At 64.0% G+C, this 23,718-nt stretch carries 24 protein-coding genes; 8 read left to right on the top strand and 16 right to left on the bottom strand.

Annotated elements, in window-relative coordinates; translation table 11 throughout:
• The first annotated feature begins 16 nt into the window (after positions 1-16).
• Entirely contained in the window at positions 17-640 is a 624-nt protein-coding gene (locus tag J2X53_RS18035; RefSeq protein WP_349038891.1) for a class I SAM-dependent methyltransferase, read from the top strand.
• On the opposite strand, the gene J2X53_RS18030 is transcribed toward J2X53_RS18035, so the two are convergent.
• Positions 611-1,384, bottom strand: coding sequence for a DeoR/GlpR family DNA-binding transcription regulator (locus J2X53_RS18030; protein WP_349038890.1), 774 nt, complete (start codon positions 1,382-1,384; stop codon positions 611-613). The two genes, J2X53_RS18035 and J2X53_RS18030, sit on opposite strands and share 30 nt — an antisense overlap.
• 243 nt (positions 1,385-1,627) lie before the next feature.
• Between J2X53_RS18030 and J2X53_RS18025 the strand changes: the two genes are divergently transcribed.
• The 5 genes from J2X53_RS18025 to J2X53_RS18005 are packed head-to-tail and all read left to right on the top strand — an operon-like array spanning position 1,628 to position 8,896.
• Positions 1,628-2,563, top strand: a complete 936-nt coding sequence (locus tag J2X53_RS18025; RefSeq protein WP_349038889.1) for an ABC transporter substrate-binding protein — start codon at positions 1,628-1,630, stop codon at positions 2,561-2,563.
• Between the two features lie 10 nt (positions 2,564-2,573).
• Positions 2,574-3,590: a glycine betaine/L-proline ABC transporter ATP-binding protein gene (locus J2X53_RS18020; RefSeq protein WP_349038888.1), complete on the top strand. Its 1,017-nt coding sequence runs from the start codon at positions 2,574-2,576 to the stop codon at positions 3,588-3,590.
• Positions 3,587-5,584, top strand: coding sequence for an ABC transporter permease subunit (locus J2X53_RS18015; RefSeq protein WP_349038887.1), 1,998 nt, complete (start codon positions 3,587-3,589; stop codon positions 5,582-5,584). Before J2X53_RS18020 ends, J2X53_RS18015 begins: the two co-directional genes overlap by 4 nt.
• Positions 5,581-6,462, top strand: coding sequence for a choline kinase family protein (locus tag J2X53_RS18010; protein WP_349038886.1), 882 nt, complete (start codon positions 5,581-5,583; stop codon positions 6,460-6,462). The genes J2X53_RS18015 and J2X53_RS18010 overlap by 4 nt, the downstream gene beginning before the upstream one ends.
• A 1-nt stretch (position 6,463) precedes the next feature.
• A complete protein-coding gene (locus J2X53_RS18005) occupies positions 6,464-8,896 on the top strand; it encodes an FAD-dependent oxidoreductase (protein WP_349038885.1) in 2,433 nt (810 codons plus the stop codon).
• Here J2X53_RS18005 and J2X53_RS18000 read toward each other — a convergent pair.
• From J2X53_RS18000 to J2X53_RS17955, 10 genes are all read right to left on the bottom strand, one after another.
• The gene (locus J2X53_RS18000; RefSeq protein WP_349038884.1) at positions 8,863-9,081 is read right to left on the bottom strand and encodes a hypothetical protein; all 219 of its coding nucleotides are present in this window, start codon (positions 9,079-9,081) and stop codon (positions 8,863-8,865) included. The two genes, J2X53_RS18005 and J2X53_RS18000, sit on opposite strands and share 34 nt — an antisense overlap.
• A gap of 14 nt (positions 9,082-9,095) precedes the next feature.
• Positions 9,096-9,620, bottom strand: a complete 525-nt coding sequence (locus tag J2X53_RS17995) for an extracellular solute-binding protein (protein ID WP_349038970.1) — start codon at positions 9,618-9,620, stop codon at positions 9,096-9,098.
• A 22-nt stretch (positions 9,621-9,642) separates the two neighbouring features.
• Positions 9,643-10,446, bottom strand: a complete 804-nt coding sequence (phnE, locus tag J2X53_RS17990; RefSeq protein ID WP_349038883.1) for a phosphonate ABC transporter, permease protein PhnE — start codon at positions 10,444-10,446, stop codon at positions 9,643-9,645.
• Entirely contained in the window at positions 10,443-11,243 is an 801-nt protein-coding gene (gene phnE, locus J2X53_RS17985) for a phosphonate ABC transporter, permease protein PhnE (protein WP_349038882.1), read from the bottom strand. Before phnE (J2X53_RS17985) ends, phnE (J2X53_RS17990) begins: the two co-directional genes overlap by 4 nt.
• Positions 11,240-12,061: a phosphonate ABC transporter ATP-binding protein gene (gene phnC / locus J2X53_RS17980; protein WP_349038969.1), complete on the bottom strand. Its 822-nt coding sequence runs from the start codon at positions 12,059-12,061 to the stop codon at positions 11,240-11,242. Before phnC ends, phnE (J2X53_RS17985) begins: the two co-directional genes overlap by 4 nt.
• Before the next feature lie 68 nt (positions 12,062-12,129).
• Complete coding sequence (gene phnD, locus J2X53_RS17975; protein ID WP_349038881.1) at positions 12,130-13,077, bottom strand: phosphate/phosphite/phosphonate ABC transporter substrate-binding protein; 948 nt, start codon at positions 13,075-13,077, stop codon at positions 12,130-12,132.
• Positions 13,078-13,321: 244 nt separating this feature from the next.
• Positions 13,322-14,020 carry an arsenical resistance protein ArsH gene (gene arsH / locus J2X53_RS17970; RefSeq protein ID WP_349038968.1) on the bottom strand — a complete coding sequence of 233 codons (699 nt, stop codon included), beginning with the start codon at positions 14,018-14,020 and terminating at the stop codon, positions 13,322-13,324.
• A gap of 10 nt (positions 14,021-14,030) precedes the next feature.
• Entirely contained in the window at positions 14,031-14,459 is a 429-nt protein-coding gene (gene arsC, locus J2X53_RS17965) for an arsenate reductase (glutaredoxin) (protein WP_349038880.1), read from the bottom strand.
• Positions 14,456-15,475, bottom strand: coding sequence for an ACR3 family arsenite efflux transporter (gene arsB, locus J2X53_RS17960; protein ID WP_349038879.1), 1,020 nt, complete (start codon positions 15,473-15,475; stop codon positions 14,456-14,458). The genes arsC and arsB overlap by 4 nt, the downstream gene beginning before the upstream one ends.
• Complete coding sequence (locus J2X53_RS17955) at positions 15,472-15,792, bottom strand: metalloregulator ArsR/SmtB family transcription factor (RefSeq protein ID WP_349038878.1); 321 nt, start codon at positions 15,790-15,792, stop codon at positions 15,472-15,474. The genes arsB and J2X53_RS17955 overlap by 4 nt, the downstream gene beginning before the upstream one ends.
• 56 nt (positions 15,793-15,848) lie before the next feature.
• Here J2X53_RS17955 and J2X53_RS17950 point away from each other — a divergent pair, with 56 nt between their 5' ends.
• On the top strand, positions 15,849-16,205 hold the full coding sequence (locus tag J2X53_RS17950) for a PhnD/SsuA/transferrin family substrate-binding protein (RefSeq protein ID WP_349038877.1): 357 nt from the start codon (positions 15,849-15,851) through the stop codon (positions 16,203-16,205).
• Between the two features lie 189 nt (positions 16,206-16,394).
• Here J2X53_RS17950 and J2X53_RS17945 read toward each other — a convergent pair whose 3' ends face one another.
• Positions 16,395-17,051, bottom strand: coding sequence for an FCD domain-containing protein (locus tag J2X53_RS17945; protein ID WP_349038876.1), 657 nt, complete (start codon positions 17,049-17,051; stop codon positions 16,395-16,397).
• A 174-nt stretch (positions 17,052-17,225) separates the two neighbouring features.
• Here J2X53_RS17945 and J2X53_RS17940 point away from each other — a divergent pair, with 174 nt between their 5' ends.
• On the top strand, positions 17,226-18,662 hold the full coding sequence (locus J2X53_RS17940) for a YfcC family protein (protein WP_349038875.1): 1,437 nt from the start codon (positions 17,226-17,228) through the stop codon (positions 18,660-18,662).
• A 78-nt stretch (positions 18,663-18,740) separates the two neighbouring features.
• Here J2X53_RS17940 and J2X53_RS17935 read toward each other — a convergent pair whose 3' ends face one another.
• The 4 genes from J2X53_RS17935 to J2X53_RS17920 are packed head-to-tail and all read right to left on the bottom strand — an operon-like array spanning position 18,741 to position 23,712.
• Positions 18,741-19,985, bottom strand: a complete 1,245-nt coding sequence (locus J2X53_RS17935; RefSeq protein WP_349038874.1) for a Tm-1-like ATP-binding domain-containing protein — start codon at positions 19,983-19,985, stop codon at positions 18,741-18,743.
• Positions 19,936-20,946, bottom strand: a complete 1,011-nt coding sequence (locus J2X53_RS17930; RefSeq protein ID WP_349038873.1) for a phosphotransferase — start codon at positions 20,944-20,946, stop codon at positions 19,936-19,938. The genes J2X53_RS17935 and J2X53_RS17930 overlap by 50 nt, the downstream gene beginning before the upstream one ends.
• A complete protein-coding gene (locus J2X53_RS17925; protein ID WP_349038872.1) occupies positions 20,943-22,220 on the bottom strand; it encodes an aminotransferase class III-fold pyridoxal phosphate-dependent enzyme in 1,278 nt (425 codons plus the stop codon). The genes J2X53_RS17930 and J2X53_RS17925 overlap by 4 nt, the downstream gene beginning before the upstream one ends.
• Entirely contained in the window at positions 22,213-23,712 is a 1,500-nt protein-coding gene (locus tag J2X53_RS17920) for a tripartite tricarboxylate transporter permease (protein WP_349038871.1), read from the bottom strand. The genes J2X53_RS17925 and J2X53_RS17920 overlap by 8 nt, the downstream gene beginning before the upstream one ends.
• Positions 23,713-23,718: the final 6 nt, after the last annotated feature.

Here is a 23,718-nt window from a genome sequence, read left to right as displayed (position 1 = left end):
TACGGGAGAGTCCACCATGAGCACGGGTCACCACGACGGCCATCTGGGCAAGGTCTATGAGGCGCGAGCCCCGGAACAGGTGGCGGCTGCCTATGACGCATGGGCGGCCAGCTATGATGCCGAGATGGCGGCGGCAGGCTATCGCCACCCGTCGATCGGCTGCGCGCTGCTGGCCCGCCATGCCCCGCGCGGCGCCGGGCCGGTGCTGGATGCCGGCTGCGGCACCGGGCTGTTGGGCGATTGGCTGGGGATCCTGGGCTTTGCCCCGGTCGAAGGCTTGGATCTGTCGGCAGGCATGCTCGCCGTCGCCCGCGCCAAGGGCAGCTATGCCCGGCTGCATCAACTGGCGCTGGGTCAGCCGCTGCCTTTTGCCGATGGGGCGTTTGCGGCGGTGATCTCGACCGGCGTGTTCACCACGGGCCATGTCGGGGCCGAGGCGCTGCCAGAGCTGATCCGCATCACCCGCAGCGGCGGGCCGCTGGTGCTGACCGTGAAAACCACGCTGTGGGAGGGTGGGTTTGCAACGGCCCTGAACAGCATGGCGGGGGTGAGCGTGGTGGAAACCACCGCGCCTTACGTCTCGATGCCCGGCGAGGCGGGCACCATTCCGTCACTGGCCGTTGTGATCCGCCGCAGCTAAGAGCACCCGTGTTCCGGCGAGGGCGAGGGCCGCTGCCAGATCCGGTGGCGGGGCAGAGTCGGTGACGATCTCATCCACCACATCAAAACCGGAGACGCGGATAAAGCCGCGCCGCCCGAATTTGCTGGCATCGGTCACCACCACCCGGCGCGCGCCGCAGGCCAGCACGGCGCGGGCAAATTCCGCCTCTTGCAGGTCGAAATCCATCACGCCGCTGGCATCAACCGCACCCGCCGAGATGATGGCGTGTTCCACCGCAAAGGCGCGGATGAACGCCAGCGCCGAGGCCCCCAGCGACGCCCCGGAATCGCCGCGCAACTCGCCCCCGGCCATGAACACCCGGTTGCCGTTGACCGTGGCCAGCGTGCGGGCGATGTCGGATGAATTGGTCACCACCGTCAGCCGTCGGTGCCCCAACAGCTCACGCGCGAGGAAGCTGGTGGTGGTGCCGGTATCCAGCATCAGCGAGTCGCCATCGGCGATCTGCGCGGCCATGGCCCGCGCGATGGCCTGCTTTGGCCCGGCATTTTCGCGCATCCGGCGGTGAAACGGCGCCTCGCCCACCTGCCCCGCCAGTCCGACCGCACCATGCACCCGCACCACCGCCCCGGCATCGGCCAGCGCCCGCACATCGCGGCGCAGGGTTTCGCTCGACACCTCCAACGTGTCGGCAAGGGCGGCCACCGACAGCGGGCCCCTCTCCTCCAGCAGCTTCAGAATCGCGCCGTGTCGTGGGGTCAGCATGGGGCGGTGTCCTGTGGTTGGCATGCAAGATTGGGGGTAAGCTTGACCGTTTATTTAACAAAAGACAAACAAACGGTCATCAAAACCACAAATTTCCCAAGTTTTCGTTGACAGCTGCCCCGGTGACGCGCGGTAATCGGGTGACGATCAGAAGGCGCAGGCCCGCTTTCGCGCCCCAAGCGCCCGGAACCAGACCCACAGGCCGCACCCCACGCGGCCCCGTTCCACAACAGGGAGTGACCGATGCGCCTGACCCTCAGCCTTGCCGCCATGCTCTGCGCCACCACCGCCATGGCGCAGGACTCAACTGACCCGATCAAACTGACCCTGCACGACTGGACCGGCCAGCTGATCACCACCCAGCTGATGGGCGAGGTGCTGCGCAAGGGCGGGTATAATGTCGAATATGTGCAGGCCGATTATCTGGCCCAGTTTGCCGGGCTGGAAACCGGAGATCTGCATGTGGCGATGGAGATCTGGGAAACCACCGGACGCGAGGCGATGGATGCCGCCGTGGCGACCGGCGGCGTCGAGGTGCTGGGCCCGACCGGGATGCAGGCGAAAGAAGAATGGTGGTATCCGATCTACATGAAGGAAAAGTGCCCCGGTCTGCCGAACTGGGAAGCGCTGAAAGACCCCGCCTGTGCCGAGGCGTTTTCCACGCCCGAGACCGCGCCAAAGGGCCGCTATCTGGGTGGGCCGGTGACATGGGGCGGGTTTGACGAAGAGCGGATCGAGGCGCTGGATCTGCCGTTCGAGGTGATCCACGCCGGCACCGATGCCGCACTGTTTGCCGAGCTGGAATCGGCCTATCAACGGCAGGCTCCGGTCCTGTTGTGGATCTACGCCCCGCATTGGGCCCCAGCCAAGTATGAGGGGGAATGGGTCGAATTCCCGACCTATGACGCCGCCTGCTACACCGATCCCGCCTGGGGCGGCAACCCGGATGCCGCCTATGATTGCGGCAAGCCGTTCGGCGATATCTGGAAAGTCGGCTGGTCAGGCGTCAAGGACAAGTGGCCCGGCGCGCACAAGGCGATTTCCGCCTTCAGCATCGACAACGACCAGATGGGCGCGATGATCACCGAGGTGGATCTGAACGGCAAAACGGTCGAGGCCGTGGTCGCCGACTGGATCGCCGCCAATGAGACCACGTGGAGCGGCTGGGTCGCCAAGTAGCCGTGCAGCCATGACCACGGGTCCCGACACGCTGATCTGTCGCAATGTCTGGAAGGTGTTTGGCGCGCGTGCCGCTGAACACCTGACAGCGGCGGGGCACGACGCTGCCAAGCTGGCCGCGCTTGGGCTGGTGCCTGCGGTGCGCGCGGTCGATCTGTCGGTACGGCGGGGCGAGATCTTTGTGATCATGGGGCTGTCGGGGTCTGGCAAGTCGACGCTGGTGCGCTGCCTGTCGCGGTTGATCGAGCCGACGGCGGGCGAGATCCTGTTCAACGGCCAGAACCTGCTGACCGCGACCGAGGCCGAGATGACCCGGATCAGGCGGCACAAGATGGGGATGGTGTTTCAGCATTTCGCGCTGCTGCCGCATATGACGGTGCTCGACAACGTGGCCTTTCCGCTGGAGGTGCAGGGCATGGCGCAATCCGCGCGGGAGGCGCGGGCGCTGGAGATGATCACGCTGGTCGGGCTGACCGGGCGTGAGGCGTCGTATCCCCGGCAGCTGTCGGGCGGCCAGCAGCAGCGTGTCGGCATTGCGCGGTCGCTCGCGGCAGAGCCGGAGCTGTGGTTTCTGGACGAGCCGTTTTCGGCACTGGACCCGCTGATCCGGCGCGAGTTGCAGGGCGAGTTCATGCGGCTGCAGTCACGGCTGCACAAGACGATTGTCTTTATCACCCATGACTTTGACGAGGCCATCCGGCTGGCCGACCGCATCGCCATCATGAAGGATGGCGCGGTGGTGCAGATCGGCACGCCCGAAGATCTGGTGCTGCATCCGGTCACCGACTATGTGCGCGAATTCACCCGCGCCGTGCCACGGGCCAAGGTGGTGCGGCTGGCCTCACTGATGACCCCCGGCCCGGTGCCGGGCGACCTGCCGCGCCTGCCCGCCCGCGCCACCGTGGCTGAGGCCGGGCCGTCGTTTCTGTCGGGCGCGGCGCAGGTGGGCGTGACCGAAGACGGGCGCGCCATCGGCACGGTACGGCGCGAGGATGTCATCCGCCTGTTGCTGGGGGGTGAGGCATGACGGCATTGGCGCTCGCCCCCGCTTACCCGTTGAGTGGCCGGACGGTCTGGGCTGTGGCTCTGGCCCTGACGCTGGCGCTGTGGGTCTGGGGGCAGGCGCTGTTGCCGATGGCCTTTGACTATCCGAAGGGCTGGCAGATCCCCGCAGCAGCATGGATCGGGGCGGCGATCAATTGGCTGGTAAAGGACGCAAGCCTTGGCCTTGTCGGATTTTCCGACCTGACGCGCGCCATCGCGGCGCTGGTCGATCAGCCGTATCAACTAGCGCTTGGGCTGCTGGCAAACGGGGTGCAGCAGCAGACCGGTGGGGTGATGGTGCAGCATGTGCCGCCGGTGTCCTGGATTGCGGTCATCGGCATGATGGCCGCGCTGGGGCATTGGGCCGGGGGCCTGCGGCTGGCGCTGCTGATGGCGGCGTGTTTTGGCTTTGTCGCGGTGTTTGGCCAGTGGCACAGCGCCATGGTCACGCTCGCCTCGATCCTCGTGGCGGTGCCTTTGGGGGTGGCCGGGGGTCTGGTGTTCGGCATTCTGGCGTGGCGGCATCCGTGGTTCGAACGCGCCTTGCGCCCCGTGCTGGACCTGATGCAGACCATGCCGGTGTTTGCCTATCTGGTGCCGATCCTGATCCTGTTCGGCTTTGGCCCCACGGCGGCGGTGATTGCCACGCTGATCTATGCCACGCCGCCGATGACCCGGATCACCACGCTGGCGCTGTCGCGGGTGCCGGAGGAGGCGCATGATCTGGCCCGCATGGTGGGCTGCACCCCGCACCAGACGCTGTGGCGGGTGCTGATCCCCTCGGCCCGCGAGCCGCTGATGGTGGGGGTCAATCAGGTGATCATGCTGTCCTTGAACATGGTGATCATCGCCTCGATGATCGGCGCGGGGGGGCTGGGGTTTGATGTGCTGAACGCCTTGCGCCGGCTCGATTTCGGGGCCGGGCTGGAGGCGGGGCTGGCGATTGTGGCGCTGGCCATTGCGCTGGACCGCTTCAGTCAGGCGGTGGCGCATCGTGGCACGGTTCCGGCGGTGCCAGGCGGGGTGATCCGGCGGCATCCCTATCTGATAGGTGCGCTGGCGATGATTGCAGCAGGCTTTGTCTTCGGGTTGCTGATCCCGGCGGTGCAGACCTATCCCGATGCGGCGCGGCTTTCGACCAGCCCGTTCTGGGCAGCGGCGGTGCAGTGGATCAACGTGACCTTTTTCGACACGCTGGAGGCGGTGAAGACGTTCTTCCTCGTCTGGCTGCTGGTGCCGGTCAAGCGGTTCATGCTGGGGCTGCCGTGGCTGGCGGTGGTGCTGCTGCTGGGGGTCGCGGGCTGGCGCCTGGGCGGGTGGCGGCTGGCGCTGCTGACCTCTGGCCTGTCGTTCCTGATTGCCGCGACCGGACAGTGGGAAAAGGCGATGATCACGGTCTATCTGTGCGGCATCTCCACCCTGATCGCCATGGCTATCGGTGTGCCCATCGGCATTGCGGTGGCGATGCGCGACCGGCTGTGGGGCGTCACGCGCGCGGTGATCGACACCGCGCAGACGCTGCCGAGTTTCGTGTATCTGATGCCGATTGTCATGCTGTTCCGGGTGGGTGATTTCACCGCGATGATAGCGGTTGTCGCCTATGCCATCGCGCCTGCCATCCGCTACACCGTGCTGGGCCTGCAATCGGTGGACCCCCGGCTGATCGAGGCGGGGCGGGCGATGGGATGTACGCCGTGGCAGATCCTGACCCGCATCCGGCTGCGGCTGGCGCTGCCCGAGATTTTGCTGGGCCTGAACCAGACCATCATGTTTGCGCTGTCGATGCTGGTGATCACCGCTTTGGTGGGCACCCGCGATCTGGGGCAAGATGTTTATATCGCGCTGACCAAGGCCAATCCCGGCAATGGGTTGGTGGCAGGACTGGCCATCGCCTTTATCGCCATCATCGCCGACCGCCTGCTGTCGGCTGCGGCCCGCAATGCCCGCGCCCGGCTGGGGCTGGAGGGTTCGGCATGACGGCACCCCCACAGATCCTGTCGCTGCCCTGCTGGACCGGCACGCCCGTCGCGGTGCCGCTGGAGGGCGGCTTGTCGAATGAGAGCTGGCGGGTGACCGACGCGGCAGGCCAGCATGTCGCGCGCTTTGGCCGGGACTTTCCGTTTCACCACGTGGACCGCGCGCGCGAAGTGGCGACCGCGCGCGCCGCCCATGCCACAGGCTTTGGCCCGGCGGTGGAGTATGCGGCCCCCGGTGTCAGCGTGGTGCAGTTCATTGCGTCACGGACATGGACGGCGGATGATGTGCGGGCCGCCCCCGACCGGATCGGCGCGCTGCTGCGCCGGTTTCATGATGGCATGGCGCGGCACATCTCTGGCACGCCCTATATCTTCTGGCCGTTCCATGTGATCCGCGACTATGCCCGGACCATCGCGGTGGGGGGCAGCCCGTTTGCGGAGGGTCTGCCGCGCTGGCTGGCCCTGGCCGAGCGGCTGGAGGCGGCGCAGATCGCGCTGCCGGTGATCTTTGGCCACCACGACCTGTTGCCCGCCAACATTCTGGATGACGGCGACCGGCTTTGGCTGATCGACTATGAATATGCAGGCTTTGGCACCGCGATGTTCGACCTTGCCGGGGTGGCTTCCAATGCCGGGATGACCCCGGACGAAACCGCCGCGCTGCTGCACAGCTATCTTGGCCACGCCCCCGAGCCTGCGTTTCAGCGCGCGTTTGACGCGATGCAATGTGCCAGCCTGCTGCGCGAGGCGATGTGGGCCATGGTGTCGGACATTCACCTTGCCGCCCCCGGCGCGGATTACCGCGCCTACGCGCAGGAAAACCTGACGCGGCTTGATGCGGCGCTGGACCAGTTCACCCAAACACACGGGACGCTTTGACATGACCCTTCCTGCGCAGGCCCAGATCATCGTCATTGGCGGCGGCATCATCGGCTGTTCCACCGCCTATCATCTGGCGCGCGATCACAAGGCCGATGTGCTGCTGCTGGAACAGGGCAGGATCACCAGCGGCAGCACCTGGCATGCGGCGGGGCTAGTGGGGCAGCTGCGGTCTTCGGCCAGCATCACCCGGGTGCTGAAATACTCGGTCGATCTGTACAAGGGGCTGGCGGCGGAAACCGGTCTTGATACCGGCTGGAAAATGACCGGCTGTCTGCGGCTGGCCACCACGCCCGACCGCTGGACCGAATATCGCCGCCTTGCCACCACCGCAGGCAGTTTCGGGATGGAGATGCACCTGATCTCACCCGAAGAGGTCAAACGGATGTGGCCCTTGATGGACACCTCAGACCTGATCGGGGCCAGCTGGTTGCCGACCGACGGGCAGGCCAGCCCGTCAGACATCACCCAGAGCCTTGCCAAAGGCGCGCGCATGCATGGCGCGCGGATTGTCGAAGGCTTGACGGTGACCGGCTTTACCATGGACCGGGGCCGCATCACCCATGTCGAGACCGATCAGGGCGTCATCGCCTGCGATACCGTGGTGAACTGCGGCGGCATGTGGGCGCGGCAGATCGGGGCGATGGCGGGGGTGGCGGTGCCGCTGCACCCGGTCAAGCATCAGTATATCATCACGGAAGCGATTGACGGGCTGTCACCCGATGCGCCCACGCTGCGCGACCCCGACCGGCGCACCTATTTCAAGGAAGAGGTCGGCGGGCTGGTGATGGGCGGTTATGAGCCCAACCCGCAGGGCTGGGTCACCGGGGATATTCCGCCCAACTGGGAGTTCCGGCTGTTTGACGATGATTTCGAGCATTTCAGCCAGCATCTGGAACAGGCGATGGCCCGGATTCCGGCGCTGGAGAGCACCGGGGTCAAGCAGATGATCAACGGCGCGGAAAGCTTTACGCCGGATGGCAATTTCATTCTTGGCGCGGCACCTGAATGCCCGAACATGTTCGTCGGCGCGGGTTTCAACGCCTTTGGCATCGCGAGCGGTGGCGGGGCGGGTTGGGTGCTGGCGGAGTGGGTGATGCGGGGCGAGGCGCCGCTGGACCTGTGGGCCGTGGATATCCGGCGCTTTTCCGCGATGCACCGCGACCGCGACTGGGTGGCAACGCGCACGCTGGAGGCTTACGGCAAGCATTACACCGTGGCGTTCCCACATGAGGAATACGACTCCGGCCGCCCGCTGATCGTCTCGCCGCTTTATGACCGGCTGAAGGCCCGTCGCGCCGTGTTCGGCTCGAAACTGGGGTGGGAGCGGCCGAACTGGTTTGCGCCGGACGGGATGGAGGCGAAAGACGTTTATTCGATGGGCCGGCAGAACTGGTTTGGTCCGGTGGGGGAGGAGCATGCCCATGTCCGCAGCCATGCCGGGCTGTTCGACCAGTCCAGCTTTGCCAAGTATGAACTGTCCGGCCCCAAGGCCGCCGAGGCGTTGGAGGCGATCTGTGCCAACCGGGTGGCGCGCGATGTGGGGCGGCTGACCTATACGCAAGCGTTGAACACACGCGGCGGGATCGAGGCCGATCTGACCGTGGCGCGGCTGGCGGCGGATCTGTTCTACATCGTCACCGGCACCGGCTTTCGCACCCATGATTTTGGCTGGATCGCCGACCATCTGCCCGCCGAAGGGGTCAGCTTTGCCGATGTGACCGAAGACTGGGGCACGCTGTCGCTGATGGGGCCGCGCGCGCGCGATATTCTGGCGCGGGTGACGGCGGAGGATGTGAGCAACGCGGCTTTTCCCTTTGGCCATGCGCGCGAGATCAGCATCGCCGGGGCAAAGGTACGGGCGCTGCGGGTAACTTACGTGGGCGAGCTTGGGTGGGAGCTGCACATTCCGCTGGCGCAGATGGGCGCGGTGTTTGATGCGCTGATGGCGGCGGACCCGGACCTGCGCCCGGTGGGATACCGCGCGCTGGAGTCGCTGCGGCTGGAGAAAGGCTATCGTGCCTGGTCGTCGGACATCACCCCCAACGACACCCCGTTCGAAGCGGGTCTGGGCTGGGCGGTGAAGATGAAAGGGAATGCGCCGTTCCTTGGCCGCGCCGCGCTGGAGGCCGTCGCCGGGCAGCCGCTGAAAAAGCGGCTGGTGGGGTTTACCGTGGCGGACCCTGATGCGGTACTGGTGGGGCGGGAAACCATTCTGCGCGATGGGGTCGCGGTCGGCTACCTGACCTCGGGCGGCTATGGCTATACGCTGGGCCAGAGCATCGGCTACGGCTATGTCCGCCATGCGAAGGGCGTTGCAGATGACTGGCTGACTGCAGGGCGCTATGCGCTGGTGGTCGCGGGCGAGACGCTGCCCGCAACGCTGTGCCTGCGCCCGCTTTATGACCCGGAGGGGGCGCGCATCCGCGCGTGATAGGTCTGGTCAGGATTGATCTGGTCCGGCGGCGCCCTGGCGATCACGGCGCACAGATCATTGAACACACAGGGTCCTGCGGCCAGAACCAGAACGCCGCCCGGATCGGTGCCGATAGGCAGCGCGCGGCCCCCGGCCTCGGTGATCATCAACGCGCCGGCCAGACAATCCCACGGGTCTCCCACGGTTTTGGCTTGGCTTAGCGATAGGCAGACAGAATGCACTCTGCCTCGGCCTGCGCGCCTTGCAGCGCCGCTTCGGGCGTGGCCTGCCCCGTCAGGGCCGACTGGATGGCCGCGTTCAGCACCTCATTGATGCGCTGACCTTCAAAGGTCGAGATTTCGGGAACCGAAACCGCGATCTGGCGGCGCGCCACCTCTGCCTGCGGCACTTCTGCAACATAGTCCTTCATCACCTGCGTTTCCCAGGATCCGTCGCGCGGGGCGACATAGCCGGTCTGGATGCCCCAGTCGGCCAGAATCTCATCCGAGGTCAGGAACTTGACGAATTCAAAGGCGGCAGCCTTCTGCTCGTCGGAAGCGCCCTCGATGATATAAAGGTTGCCGCCCCCCAGCACCGATGCCGGATCGGGATTGCCCGGATAAGGTGCGACGCCGAAATCGAAACCGGCATTTGTGCGGATGTTGCCAAGGTTGCCAGTGGTGTGCCAGACCATGGCAAGGCGGCCTTCCATGAAGTCCGAAGGTGTGGTGCCCCATTCCAGCCCCGCGCGCTGGGCATTGAAATCAGATTATTGCGCTGCGCACGCGGGCCGAGACCCATTCCGAGACGACCACGGTTCCCAGAATGACGACGAGGATCATCGTCACCTGCGGCCAGGCCAGCGTGTTGAGCGAGGCTTGCAGCTTCAGCCCCAGCCCGCCCGCGCCGACCAGCCCGAGGATGGCGCTTTCGCGGATGTTGATATCCCAGCGAAACACCGTGATGCCCCAGAACGCCGGCAAGATCTGAGGCACGATGGCGTAATTCAGAACCTGCGCCGGGCTGGCCCCGGTGGCGGTGACCGCCTCGATCTGGCGGATGTCAGTTTCCTCGATCGCCTCATACAGCAGCTTGCCGATGAACCCGATCGACCGCAGGCCGATGGCGATGATCCCGGCCAGCAAACCCGGTCCAAGGATCGCCACCAGCAAAAGCGCCCAGATCAGCGAATTGATCGACCGAGACGCCACGATGATGAACAGAGCAGCGGGGCGCAGGATCAGCAGCGAAGGCGAAGTGTTGCGCGCCGCCAGAAACGCAACCGGCACGGCAAGGATCACCCCCAGCAGCGTGCCCAGAGTGGCCATGTTCAGCGTATCCCACAAGGGCACCAGAAGTTCCGGCAGATAGGACAGGCGCGGCGGCATCATCCGCCCGCCAATATCCGCCGCCTGACGCGGTGCATCCCAGATGAAGGCCCAGATCGTATTTCCCGTCATCACCTGCCAGCAGTACACGAACAGCGCCACCAGACACAGCCAGCCAAACCACAGTGCCAGCCGGGCACGCGGGCTGCGAAAGGCCCATGTTTCCGGAAAATCGGTCATTGCAGGAACTTCCGCAGGTAAGAGGAGGCGTATTCCGCCACCATCACGATGGCGATGATGACCAGCAGGATCGCACCCGCGCTGTCATATTCATAGCGGTCGATGGCGGTGTTCAGCGTGGCCCCGATTCCGCCCGCGCCGACAATCCCGATCACCGCGCTTTCGCGGAAATTGATGTCGAGCCGGTACAGCGACAGCCCGATCAGCCGTGGCATCACCTGCGGCTGCACTGCGTAATGCACCAGCTGCAGCCAGCTGGCACCGGTCGCCCGGATCGCCTCGGCCTGCGCCTCGTCGATGTCCTCGATGTCTTCGGCCAGCAGCTTGGCGATAAAACCGATGGTCGCAAAGCTGAGCGTCAGGAACCCGGCAAAGGGGCCAAAACCGAACATCGCCACCAGAAAGATCGCGACGATGATTTCCTGCAGCGACCGGCTGATCGCGATGATGCTGCGGCAGGTGTAATAGACCCATGGCGGGGCCAGATTGCGGGCCGCGCCGATGCCGATGGGGATCGAAATGGCGACGCCGACAACGGTAGAGGTCAGCGTCATCGTCAGGCTTTCGATCAGACCGTTGGAGATGTCTTTCCAGCGCGAGGTGAAATCGGGTTGCAGGAAGCCGTTGATGAAGCGCAGGCCACGTTCGCCGCCCTCCATCATCCGGGCCCAGTTCACCTCGACGCTGCCCATGCCGATCAGCAGATAGGCGATGATGGCCACGGTCAGCACAATGCGCCAGCGCCGCTCGGTCACGATCTGCGGCGGACGCCGCCATGTGGTGGGATAGCCGGTCATGCGCTGATCATCGCCAGACGGGCGACAGCCTCGGCCTCGGCCATGCGGTCGGCCTCGCCATCCTTGCGCATCGCGGTCCAGTCTTCGGCCCCGTAGATCGTGGTCAGCACGCTTTCGGTCAGCTGTTCCGGCGGACCGTCAAACACCACACGGCCCGCGCGCAACCCGATGATGCGCTGCATGAACTGCTGCGCAAGCGGCACGTCATGGATGTTCACAATCGCAGGCAAGCCGCGTTCGGCACAGATCTCGATCAAGAGCCGCATGATCTGGCGGCTGGTCTTGGGGTCGAGGCTGGCCGTCGGTTCATCAACCAGCAAGAGTTCGGGTTCCTGTGACAGGGCGCGCGCGATGCCCACGCGCTGCCGTTGCCCACCCGACAGCGCATCGGCGCGCTTGTCGGCATGTTCCATCAGGCCAACCCGGTCCAGCAGACGGTATGCGCGTTCAATATCCGCTGGCGGAAACCGGCGCGTGAAGCTTTGCCAGAACGACACATAGCCCAGTCGCCCCGACAGTACGTTCTCCATCACGGTCAGCCGCTCGACCAGCGCGTATTCCTGAAAGATCATGCCGATCCTCCGTCGTTCACGCCGCAGGGCGCGCGTGCCCAGACCGGAAAGCTCGGTTCCCGACAAGATGATCTTGCCGCTGCTGGGCTCCACCAGCCGGTTGATGCAGCGGATCAGCGTTGACTTGCCCGCCCCCGATGGCCCGATCAGGCCCACAACCTGCCCTTTCGGCACGGTCAGGCTGACCTCGGACAATGCCTTGTCTCCGGTCTTGTAGGTTTTGGTCAGTGCAGCAAGTTCCAGCATCACGCAGTCCGCCTTCAACAACCACATGCGGGCGGAAGGTCCGCCCGCATGTGTCTGATTTCAACATTTCACTGGCAGGTGTATTGGACGCCCATGGCGGCATCGATCTCGCGCACCACAGTCCAGTTGTCTTTGAAGGTGATCGGAATAAACTGCTCTTCGCCGGATTTGTTGAATTCGGCGGCCAGTGACGAACCTTCCCAAGGGAAGCTGAAGAACGCCTCCTGAATCTTCGCCTGCAGCTCAGGCACCAGATTGTGTGCGGTGCCGTAGCCGGTGGTCGGGAAAGTTTCCGATTTGTAAATGCTGACCAGCTGATCGGCCTTGATCACATCGCGCTCGATCATCCGGACCATGATGGAATTGGCGATCGCGCCGGCGTCATAGTCCTTGTTGGCCACACCAAGGATGGTGTTGTCGTGCTTGCCGGAGAACGCCGGGGTAAAGTCGGTGCCCGCGATCATGCCATAGTTGGCAGCCAGCAGGGCCGACGGCGCCTTGTAGCCCGAGTTTGAGGTTTCCGCGCTGAACGCCAGCGTGCGACCCTTGATGTCCTCGATCTTTTCGATGCCAGAGCCGGGATAGGTGACAATTTCCATCTCATAGCCATAGCTGCCATCCTTGGCGGCCATCATCGCAAAGGGGCGGAACCCGGCGCAGGCGATTGCCAGCGGATTCGACCCGGTGTTGAAGCCCGAGATGTGCAGCCGTCCCGCCCGCATCGCTTCAATCTGGGCGGCGTTGCTGTCGATCGGGAAGAATTGCACCTTCTTGCCGGTGACGCTTTCCATATGGGCAAGGAAATCGGTCCAGACCTCAGCATAGACCGCCGGGTCCTCGACAGGGGTATAGGCGAAGATCAGGGTATCGGGATCGACCAGCGCCGCCGGGTCGGTCGGGATATCGGCGACCATGTCACCGTCCGAGTCGATATAGCGGGCATCGAGCGCAAATTCTGCCATGGCCGGGGCCGCCAGGCAAACAAGGGCTGTCGCGGTCAGAACGTGACGCAGCATGTCGTCCTCCTTCAATTAAGACTGGCGACCGGATACCCACACTCTGTGACAGGTGCGCGACAAGCACACGACCATCCGTCGCACCAAAGCCCCTGACACTGGGTCATGCGGGGACATGCACGCGCCTGGACTACAAAAGCACCGGCCCCGTCGCGGACCAGCTACACCGTCAGTGCCGGGCAACTGGTGAGCAAGGCCCGGACGTGCAGGTGAGGCTAATGCAGCGCGCCTGACCCTGCCCGCATCAGGTCGCCGCCGACAGGTTCACCCGCTTCATCAACGCCTGGGCCGTTTCCTTGCGTTCAGAATATCGGTCCACAAGATATTCGGCGCGGTCGCGGGTCAGCAGGGTGAATTTCATCAACTCCTCCATCACATCCACGATCCGGTCGTAAAGCGGCGATGGGCGCATCCGGCCCTCGGCGTCAAATTCCTGAAACGCCTTCGGGATCGAGGATTGGTTGGGAATGGTGATCAGCCGCATCCAGCGCCCCAGCAGCCGCATCTGGTTCACGGCGTTGAAGCTCTGTGACCCGCCCGACACCTGCATCACGGCCAGCGTCTTGCCTTGGGTTGGCCGAACGGCACCCTCGGACAGCGGAATCCAGTCGATCTGGGTTTTCATCAGGCCGGTCATCGCGCCGTGCCGTTCGGGCGAGGACCAGACCATCCCCTCGCACCACGCCACCAGATCGCGCAATTCGCGCACCTTGGGGTGCGTCGCATCCACGCCATCATCGACCAGCGGCAGGCCGGATGGGTTGAAGAACCGCACCTCGGCTCCCAGCCTGGTCAGGATGCGCCCGGCCTCTTCGCCCGAAAGACGGCTAAAACTGCGCGGGCGGAGTGAGCCGTAAAGGATCAGGATCCGCGGGGCATGGGTTTTGTGCGGCGGGATCAGCAGGGCAGCCTCGTCCAGTGCGGGGAACAGGGCGTCGTCAATATTGGGCGTGTCAGACAAGACGATTTCCTTCCGCGTCGATGATCAGCTGGCCGTCATCTTTGGCCAAAGGGCCGGCCGGCATTTGGCCAAGCAGGTCCAGCACCACCTCGGACGGGCGGCACAGGCGCACGCCCTTCGGGGTGCAGACGATGGGGCGGTTCACAAGGATGGGATGGGTGATCATCGCTTCCAGCAGTTGGTCATCGCCGACGGCCGGTGCCGTTAGCCCCATCGCCGCGGCCGGAGATCTCGCAATGCGCAATGCCTGCCTCGGGGTGATACCGGCGGCAGCAAAGAGCGCCAGAAGCTGCGGCCGCGTCCAGCCTTCGGCCAGATAGTCGATCACCGTCGGCTGGTAGCCCGCCGCCTGGATGATCCTCAGCACATTGCGCGAGGTGCCGCAGTCTGGGTTGTGATGGATGAAAATCGGAAAGCTCATCCCGGAAACCTTTCCCGCGTGCGGTTGGCAAATGCCACCAATGACAGCATCACCGGCACTTCGACCAGCACACCCACGACGGTCACCAAGGCTGCGCCAGAGTTCAATCCGAACAGGCCGATGGCCACTGCGACCGCCAGTTCGAAGAAGTTTGAGGTGCCGATCAGCGCGCAGGGGGCGGCAATCTTGTGTGGCAGCCGCCAAAGGTAAGCCCAACCGTAGCCCAGCGCGAAAATGCCGTACGACTGGATGATGATCGGCACGGCAAGCAGGGCGATCAGGCCCGGCTGCGCCAGAATGACCGGACCCTGAAAGCCAAACAGCAACACCACCGTCAGCAGCAGACCGAGCATTGAGCCGGGTTTGATAAGGGCGGTAAAGGCGTTGACGGCGACCTCGCCCCCCTGACGCAGCAGAGCGGTGCGGGTGATGAGCCCCGCCAGCAGCGGGATCACGACATAAAGCACGGTGGACAGGATCAGCGTTTCCCACGGCACCGCAATATCGGTGACACCAAGCAAAAAGGCGACAATCGGGGCAAAGGCCACCACCATGATCAGATCGTTCAGCGATACCTGAACCAGCGTGTAATTCGGATCGCCCTTTGTCATCTGCGACCAGACAAACACCATCGCGGTGCAGGGGGCAGCGCCCAGCAGGATCAGCCCGGCGATGTATTCCGGGGCCTTGCTGCCGTCGATCAGCCCGGCAAACAGGTGCTGAAAGAACAGCACGCCCAGCGCCGCCATGGTAAACGGCTTGATCAACCAGTTGATCACCAGTGTGATGATCAGCCCCTTTGGCCGCTGCCCGACCGATTTGAGCGACCCAAGATCGACCGCGACCATCATCGGATAGACCATCGCCCAGATCAGTACCGCAACGATCAGGTTGACCGAGGCATATTCCAGACTGGCCAGCGTGGCAAAGACACCGGGCATCAGGGAGCCCAGCGCCAGCCCGGCAAGGATGCACAGCGCGACCCAAAGGGTCAGATAGCGTTCAAACAAGCTCATGGCGCGGCTTTCGGCTCGGGGATGCAGCAGGCATCTGAGGCAGGGGATTGCAGCGACGCTGCAAAGTCGGCGAGCAGCGACAACGCCTTTGGGTTCAGGGCATAGCACACGCGCGGGCCGTCGATTTCGCCGGTGATCACACCCGCCGCCTTGAGGATGCGCAAGTGCTCGGACACAGTGGATTGCGCAAGGCCCACTGCCTCGACAATCGTTCCGCCGATACAGCCGGGCGTGGCCAGCAGCAGACGCAGAATGCGGATCCGCGCCGGATGGGCCAAAGCCTTGGCGAGGGCAGCAAGCGTTTTATCGTCAGACATCGTGGCCCCGGGTCGCAAAAAGAACATTTGTTCGACTATCGTCGATTTACGATATTATGGCAGCATCTGCAAGAGCCAATTGCCCCCTTCCGCTTTGCGCTGACCCGGTCTTTCTGGACAATGACACCGCCGTAATCTCTTCGCTGCGGGATGCGCTGATGGCGGCGATGGGGCAGGATATCGAACTGGTGCAGCGGCGCACTTATCAGGAAATCACCGGGGCATGGCTGGACGGCTCGGTCGATGCGGCCTGGACCTGCGGCTATCCGTTTTTGCAACACAGGGCACACCTGTCGCTGATCGGCGTGCCGGTGTGGCACGGCAAGCCGCTGTATCAGTCTTACCTGATTGCCGCGGCAGATGATCCGGCTGTTCACGGCTGCGTCGCGAGGGCCGGTGAAATCTTAATGTGAGCATGATCGGACGAAGGATGGCTGCCCCCGGTTGATGCGGTGTCCGGGACGATGATTGCGCTGACGATGTCGGTTGTATTGTGAGTGGCCAGGGCAAAGCGCTTTGCCCCGCCCCGGGACCGGCGCTTTCATGACACGAAGGACGGGAAAAGTTTTGTGGGCGGGTCGGCATGGGCTGCCCTGCCCCTCTCAGCTGGTGGCTGAAATCCCCCACCAGCGCAGGGTCTGGATCAGGTGACGCTCAATCTCGGCCACCGCCGCCCCGGCGCTGCCGCTGTCGATGGCGTCCATGATCGCCAGATGCTCTTCCATTGCCGGGATCACCCGGTCGGGCAGGAAGACCCGGGCATTCTGGATAACGGTGATCCGGTTGCGGTTCGCCTCATACGCCTGCCGGAGGAAGATATTGTCGAGACCGCCAGCCATGAAATCGTGCAGCGACAGGTCGGTCGCAAGGGCCCTGCGCGACAGATCGGCACCGGGGTGGTTCCGCGCCTCGTTCAGCAGGGCTGTGTGTGTGGCGCGCAGATGGGCCAGTGCGGGCCTTCCGGCAGCCAGCATCCGGCGCACGCCATCAGCTTCCAGCGTGGCGCGCATGTCCATGCAGGCGCGGGTGGTATCGGGGCCGGTTTCCATGACAACGAAGCCGCGTTTCGGAAGAACCGTGACCAGCGCCTGAACTTCCGCGCGCTTGATTGCCTCACGCGTCGCGGCAACCGGAAAACCCAGAACTCCGGCAAGCGCGGGCATGGTGTGAAACTCACCGCTGCGCAATCTTCCGGTTTTCAGGGCCACCAGCAGGGCGGCAAATGCCTGATCTGACTGGAGGTCACAGGATGTCTGCATGGCATGTTCTCATGGCGCGCGGGCCTTTTTCAAAAATTCCGCAACAGACCTTTCGGAATTTACAAATAGTTACACTCTGATTCATCATGTAACATTTTACAAGAGATGGCAACTAAGATGTCTGTGAAGGGCACATTGCAAAGCTGGCGCACGGCGCCCAACCGGGAGAATACAATGTCTGACACATCCACCGATCAAACCGGGGACGATGCCGCGCAGCGGTCCCGCATGCCGCATATCTATGTCATCCTGTTTGTCTTTACGGCAATCGCGGCGCTGCTGACGCATATCATTCCGGCAGGGCTGTATGACCGGATCACGCTGCCCAACGGGCGGGTGGCGGTCGATGCCGCGACGTTCCGCTATGTCGACTCCACCCCGGTGGGTCTGGAAGGCTTCATGATGGCCGTGCCGCTGGGGCTGATGGGGGCGGCTCAGGTGGTGTTCTTCACGCTGATCATTGGCGGCATGTTCATGGTGATCCGGCACACCGGCATTATTGACGTGGCGGTAGACAAACTGACCCGCCGTTTTGCCGGTCGCAGCGTGCTGATGATTCCGGTGTTGATGGCCGCGTTCGCGGTCATTGCCACACTGATCGGCACGCAGGAACTGGCGCTGGTTTATGTGCCGGTCATTCTGCCGCTGATGATTGCCCTGCGCTTTGATTCCGTGACCGCCGTGGCTACGGCGCTGCTGGCGACGACCGCCGGGTTTACCGCAGGTGTGCTGAACCCTATCAACACCGGGCTGGGGCAGACCATCGCCGAGCTGCCGCTGTATTCCGGTTTCGGGCTGCGGTCGCTGCTGCTTTTGTGCCTGCTTGGGGCCGCCATCGCCTATCTGATGCGCTATGCGCTGAAAGTCCGCGCCAATCCCGCCGCCAGCCTGATGGCGGATGATGCGGTCGAAGCCGAAAAGCGTCAGGCGTTTGTGCATGACCTTGACACCCCGGCCAAGCGATTCACCCAGCGGCAGATGTGGGGCGGATTTGCGACCATCGGGTTCTTTGCGCTGATGGTCTGGGGCGTTCTGACCCGGGGCTGGTTCATGACCGAGATGGCGGGGCTGTTCGTGATCATGGGCATCAGCGTCGGGCTGATTGCCGGGCTGAACACCGGCCGGATCTGTGCTGCGTTCAACAAGGGCTTTCAGGATGTGCTGGTGGGCGCCATCATCGTGGGCCTTGCACGCGCTGTCGCCATCATGCTGGAACAGGGCCAGGTGATGGATACGCTGGTGCATGCCCTGGGCAACCTGGTGGGCAGCATGCCTGCAACCTTCTCTGCGCTTGGCATGTTTGCGGCGCAACTGTGCTTCAACTTTGTTGTGCCGTCGGGCAGTGGTCAGGCGCTGGTGACAATGCCGATCATGGCGCCGCTGTCGGATCTGATCGGCGTGACCCGGCAGAATGCGGTTCTGGCCTATCAGCTGGGCGACGGGCTGTCGAATATCCTCTACCCGACCTCGGGTTATTTCATGGCGACGCTGGCGCTGGCCGGGGTCAGCTGGGACAAGTGGGTGCGGTTTTTCCTGCCATTGTTCGGGATCTGGATCGCCATTGCCTCTGCGTTCCTGATCTACGCGCAGATGGTGGACTGGATCGGCTGAGGGGCCAGCGCGCAATCGCCGCGCCGATCCCGGTGCCGCCGCCCGAGATCGGCGCGACCTTTCCGCTGAACCGACCGCTCATGCCGACACCCTCCCCGCAGCGACGATGCCCTCCGCAACCCATTCGTCCAGCTTTGCCAGCACTGCCTGGCAGAACTGGGCATCGTTGATATGACACTCAAGCGTCGTCAGCCCAACCCGTCCGGTCAGGGCGCGTTCGGCCTCGTCGGCAAAGGCGGCAAGCCCTTCGGGATCATGCGCTGCCTCACCGGGGCGGTCCCATTCCTCGATCCCGCCTTTCGGCAGAAAGAAATGCGTCGGGCCCTTTGCCCCGGCCAGCCTCTCGGCCATGGCACGGGCCAAGGCGCGGCGTTCCTCGGCGTTAAAGGCCACATTCTTGATCAGCCGGTTGTGCTGGTGGAACGGGCGATCATGAAACCGCGGCGGGATTTCCTGCCAGCCGGCGAGATCAAGGATATCCGCCGCACCCGGCGCCACCAGCTGCGGCGTGCCGCTCCGGCCCGCTCCGGTCAACCGGTCTGCCCCGGCGCTGACCAGCGAACCGTGCTGGACATTGACGAATTCCTGCAGCGAGAAATCCATCACACAGGCGAACACCCCCTCGACCGCCAGCCGCTCGAAGGCCATGCCGCCCATGCCGGTGGTGTGGAACACCGCGATGTCATAGCCGCGCCGCGTCAATTCGGGGTGCAGGCGTTTCATGTATTTCAGGCAGGATGATCCAAGCGAGGTCATCCCGATCATCGGTCGGTCGAAACGTGGTGGCTCGACCGCCTGTGCCGCCCCCAGCACCGCGCCCGCGGCCTGACTGAGCGAGGATTTGCACAGCGGGTTCAGCCCGTAAAGCCCCCCGGCCCAGAGGATGAACTGCACATCCGCCGCCATCCGTTCCGCGGCGATCAGGGGCGATCCGGCAACGGTCGAGACAATGTATTTCGGCACACCCAGCGGCAGGGCCTGGGCGCAATCCAACGCAAGGTCAGTCCCCATGGTGCCCCCCAGTGCGATCATGCCGTGGACCCGGCCCGCCTCGTGCAGGCGGCGGGTCAGCAGGGCGGCGCCCGCGCTCATCTTGGCAAAGGCCTCGCCTTCCTCGCCCAGTGCGATCAGTCCGTCTATGGTTTCGCCGACGGCTGCCGCGACGTGGTGCTTGCTGACCTCGACCGGGATCTTTGCCTCGCCCAGAACGCTGACGTCCATCGCCAACACGGCCCCACCCTGTGCCTCGATCCGACCGATCAGATAGGCCAGCTCATCCGCCTTGGTGTCGAATGTGCCGATGACCAGAATCGTTTTCGTCATCTGTCCTGTCCCCTTGAAACGCCATGTTGTCCTGAAAGCAGGCCGCGCACAGGTCTTTTGCCTGGGCGACAAAGCGCGCGTTCCTGTCGGCCCCGCCCTCTTCCTGAATGCGCGGCACGATCCAGCCGACATAGGTCAGCGCCCGGATGGCGATGAACAGGTCCAGATGCGACAGGTCCAGCGGTCTCTGGCTGTGATAGCCCTTGATCAGGGCGCCCTTCAACGACCGGTAATCCGGCTCTACGATGGTTTTCAGCAGGACGGTCGCCATGTCGAATTGCCGGAAGCCGAAGCCACCATCGTCAAAGTCGATCATCTGGATGACCGGCCCATCCAGAAGCACGTTTTCGCGCACCAGGTCGGCATGGATCAGACCCGTATCCAATGCGGTCCCGGCCCTGACAAGGCGGTCGCGGGCCGCGTCGCGAAATCGGAGGAAAAGCTCTTTCGTCAGAGGCGCCAGCGTCGGGTTGTCCCAGAACCGGCCCCAGACCGGAGCCTCTCCCAGAAGCCCATCAATGTCCCAGTGACAGCGCCGAAACCCGGCGGGCCGTTGCCACGCATCGCAGGCGGCATGCAACCGCGCCATTTCCCGGCCAAGCGCGTAAAACACCGCTTCCCGGTTCTCCAGCGCCAAGGGAGCGCGGCTTTTGCCCATGGGCTTGCCCGGCAGCCACTCGACCACATCAGCAAAGCCCGTCTCAAGGCGTTCAAGCAGCTTGCCCCCCCGCGACGGCAGCGGTCGTGGCACATGCAGCCCGGCCCTGTCCATTGCTTCAAGCCAGGCAAGCTCGGACAACAGCTCATCCTCTTGCCGGTAGCCGGGCCGCTTGATCCGCAGTGCGAGGTCGCCGGTTGATGCCCTGACCCGGTAAACCCGGTTCTCGCGACCCGCGACAAAGCTGCACTCAGCCGCCTCAAGGCCCCAAAGTGCCAGTGCCTGCCTGACCGGATCGCTCATGCCGCTACCGGAGTTTCCGCCAGAACCACGTCCAGCGTCGTCATCAGAAGGTCGAGATGCTCCTCGCCGAACGGCATCGGCGGGCGGATCTTCAGCGTGTTCTTGTCCCGACCAAGCCTGGACAGGATGATCCCACGCTCGCGCATCCGGTTGACCACCAGATCGGCATAGGCGGCGGCGGGAGCTTTCGTTTCGCGGTCCAGGACGAATTCGGCACCAAACACCATGCCAGACTGCCGGACATCGCCGATCACCGGGTATTTCCGGGCCAGGTCGGTCAGCCGCTGGTGCGCCAGCCTGCCAATCCGCGCGGCATTGGCTTGCAGGTCCCTGACCTGCAATTCCTCCAGCACCGCCATGGCCGCCGCGCAGGACACCGGGTTGCCGCCGAAGGTGTTGAAGTACCGGAACGACCCGCGAAACCGTGCCATGATGTCGGGCCGCGTCACCAGCCCCGCAACCGGGTGGCCATTGCCCATCGGCTTGCCCATCGTCACCACATCGGGGACGATGCCCTGCTTCTGATGGCCCCAGAAATGGCTGCCCGAGCGGCCGAACCCCGACTGCACCTCGTCGCAGATCAACAGGCCACCGGCGCGGCGCACGGCATCTGCCGCGGGACGCAGCCATCCTTCCGCCTGGGTCGGAAAGCCCTCGTTCAGGAACAGAGGGCAGACGATCAGCGCGGCAAAGCCGGTGCCCGCGCGTTCCAGATCGTCGATCGCCGCCTGCACCTTGCCCGCAAAGCGCTGACCGTCCGGGTCGGGGATGCGATAGCTGTCCGGCGCCTCGACATGGCGCAGATATTGGCCAAGGCCAAAGCCCACCTCGGGCACGTTCGACCGTGACAGATGGCTGACCAGCGTCGTATTGCCGTGATAGGTGGCATCGGTTGCGATGATCCCGCGCTTGCCGGTCATGCCCTCGGCCATGCGGAGCGCGATGTCATTCGCCTCAGACCCGGTGCACGTCAGGATAGCGGTCTTCAGCGGATCGCCAAAGGTTGCGGTCAGGCGTTCGACATAGTCGAGGATGCCTTCGTGCAGGTAGCGCGTATGGGTGTTCAGCGTGGCCGCCTGCTTGCAGATCGCCTCGACCACCCGCGCGTTGCAGTGGCCGACATGTGGCACGTTGTTGTAGCAATCCAGGTACTTGCGGCCCTTGGCGTCCCACAGCCAGACGCCTTCGCCGCGCACGATGTGAACAGGATCGTCGTAGAAGGTTGAGACTTTCGGCCCCAGCAGCGTCCTGCGCCTCTCCATCAGATCAGCCATTTCTGACACCCTTTTTTGTTGCGCGCCGCGCCTTTATCGCCGTCCAGCCCTGCCCGAGTATGGCGACAAGGATCATCAGGAACAGGACAAAGGCGATCGGGCGGTCGATGAAATCCAAAGGCTCACGCACCCGTGCCATCGCGGTGCGTAGCCGGTCTTCCATCAGCTTGCCGAGCACGATGCCAAGGATGATGGGCGAGGTCGGCAGTTCCAGCCGCTTGAGGATGAACCCGAAGAACCCGAAAGCTGAAGCGATGGCGACATCGGTCAGCGAGTTGCGCAGCGTGTAGACCCCGATCAGGCTGAAGGTCAGGATCATGATCCCCAGAAAGCGATTGGGGATCAGCATCACCTTCATCATCGTCCGGGTCGCAAAGAACAGAAACGCGACGACGATCACATTGAGCAGGAACAGGCTGATGTAGAGCGCGTAGATGAAATCCATCTGCTCGGCAAAGAGGCGGGGTCCGGGGACAACATTGTGGACGTAGAACACCGCCAGCATCATGGCTGTCAGTTCTTCGCCCGGGATGCCAAGCGCCAGCAGCGGGATCATCGCTGCGGCCGGCACCGAATTGTTCGCGGCCTCTGATGCGACGATTCCCTCCGGGTTACCCTTGCCGAACAGCTCGGGCGTCTTGGATGTCTTCTGAGCGTAGCTGTAGGACATGAATTGCGACATGAACTCGCCCACACCGGGGATCATCCCGCAGATCACGCCGAAAGAGGATGCGACCGTGGCAATCCGCCGGTAGACCCACAATTCACGCATCTGGGTGAAGAAGCCGATCTTGTCGACCTTAGGCAGGATAATGGGTTTGTCCTTGCTCATCAGCAGCACCAGCGCCTGACTGACGGCAAAGAGGCCCAGTACCACGACGATCAGGTCAATCCCCGATTGCAACCAAGGCTGGCCGAAGGTGAACCGTTGCGTGTAGGCGCTTGGCTCGATCCCGATGGTCGACAGGAAAATCCCCAGACAGGCCAGAATGGCAGCGGTCAGAACTTGCCCGCGATGGGTGACCACGACCAGCACTATCCCCAGAAGGGCCGCCAGAAAGATCTCGCGCGCGCCGAACATCGGCGCCACCTTGGCCAGTATCGGCGCTAGCAGCATCAGCGCCGCGATGGAAAGAACCGCGCCATAAAACGACGAGGAATAGGCAAGGCTCAGCGCCCGCCGCGATTCCCCCCGCTTTGTCATCGGATAGCCATCATAGGTGGTCAGCGCGTTGACAGGGGTGCCGGGGGTGTTGACTAGAATTGCCGGGATCGCGCCGCCGAACATGGACGAGCCATAAATGCCCAGAAGCAGGGTCAGACCGACAATCGGCTCAAGCGAAAAGGTCACCGGCAACGCGATGGCAATGGCCACGGCCGCACCCACACCGGGCATCGCGCCCACCAGAACGCCGCCAATCGACCCGATCAGCAGGGCAGCAATCACATCCCAACGTGCAAGCAGTTCGATGCCGGAAAAAAACGAATCCATGTGGCC

This window comes from Pseudotabrizicola sp. 4114 (assembly GCF_031457365.1).
Classification (GTDB): Bacteria; Pseudomonadota; Alphaproteobacteria; order Rhodobacterales; family Rhodobacteraceae; genus Pseudotabrizicola.
Note: the sequence above shows the minus strand (reverse complement) of the source record. Positions and strands in the feature narration are given on the sequence as shown.

Coding starts and splice junctions, on each gene's coding strand:
- J2X53_RS18035 (WP_349038891.1), top strand. CDS start 17: ATGAGCACGGGTCACCACGACGGCCATCTGGGCAAGGTCTATGAGGCG.
- J2X53_RS18030 (WP_349038890.1), bottom strand. CDS start 1,384: ATGCTGACCCCACGACACGGCGCGATTCTGAAGCTGCTGGAGGAGAGG.
- J2X53_RS18025 (WP_349038889.1), top strand. CDS start 1,628: ATGCGCCTGACCCTCAGCCTTGCCGCCATGCTCTGCGCCACCACCGCC.
- J2X53_RS18020 (WP_349038888.1), top strand. CDS start 2,574: ATGACCACGGGTCCCGACACGCTGATCTGTCGCAATGTCTGGAAGGTG.
- J2X53_RS18015 (WP_349038887.1), top strand. CDS start 3,587: ATGACGGCATTGGCGCTCGCCCCCGCTTACCCGTTGAGTGGCCGGACG.
- J2X53_RS18010 (WP_349038886.1), top strand. CDS start 5,581: ATGACGGCACCCCCACAGATCCTGTCGCTGCCCTGCTGGACCGGCACG.
- J2X53_RS18005 (WP_349038885.1), top strand. CDS start 6,464: ATGACCCTTCCTGCGCAGGCCCAGATCATCGTCATTGGCGGCGGCATC.
- phnE (WP_349038883.1), bottom strand. CDS start 10,446: ATGACCGATTTTCCGGAAACATGGGCCTTTCGCAGCCCGCGTGCCCGG.
- phnE (WP_349038882.1), bottom strand. CDS start 11,243: ATGACCGGCTATCCCACCACATGGCGGCGTCCGCCGCAGATCGTGACC.
- phnC (WP_349038969.1), bottom strand. CDS start 12,061: ATGCTGGAACTTGCTGCACTGACCAAAACCTACAAGACCGGAGACAAG.
- phnD (WP_349038881.1), bottom strand. CDS start 13,077: ATGCTGCGTCACGTTCTGACCGCGACAGCCCTTGTTTGCCTGGCGGCC.
- arsC (WP_349038880.1), bottom strand. CDS start 14,459: ATGAGCTTTCCGATTTTCATCCATCACAACCCAGACTGCGGCACCTCG.
- arsB (WP_349038879.1), bottom strand. CDS start 15,475: ATGAGCTTGTTTGAACGCTATCTGACCCTTTGGGTCGCGCTGTGCATC.
- J2X53_RS17955 (WP_349038878.1), bottom strand. CDS start 15,792: ATGTCTGACGATAAAACGCTTGCTGCCCTCGCCAAGGCTTTGGCCCAT.
- J2X53_RS17950 (WP_349038877.1), top strand. CDS start 15,849: ATGGCAGCATCTGCAAGAGCCAATTGCCCCCTTCCGCTTTGCGCTGAC.
- J2X53_RS17945 (WP_349038876.1), bottom strand. CDS start 17,051: ATGCAGACATCCTGTGACCTCCAGTCAGATCAGGCATTTGCCGCCCTG.
- J2X53_RS17940 (WP_349038875.1), top strand. CDS start 17,226: ATGTCTGACACATCCACCGATCAAACCGGGGACGATGCCGCGCAGCGG.
- J2X53_RS17935 (WP_349038874.1), bottom strand. CDS start 19,985: ATGACGAAAACGATTCTGGTCATCGGCACATTCGACACCAAGGCGGAT.
- J2X53_RS17930 (WP_349038873.1), bottom strand. CDS start 20,946: ATGAGCGATCCGGTCAGGCAGGCACTGGCACTTTGGGGCCTTGAGGCG.
- J2X53_RS17925 (WP_349038872.1), bottom strand. CDS start 22,220: ATGGCTGATCTGATGGAGAGGCGCAGGACGCTGCTGGGGCCGAAAGTC.
- J2X53_RS17920 (WP_349038871.1), bottom strand. CDS start 23,712: ATGGATTCGTTTTTTTCCGGCATCGAACTGCTTGCACGTTGGGATGTG.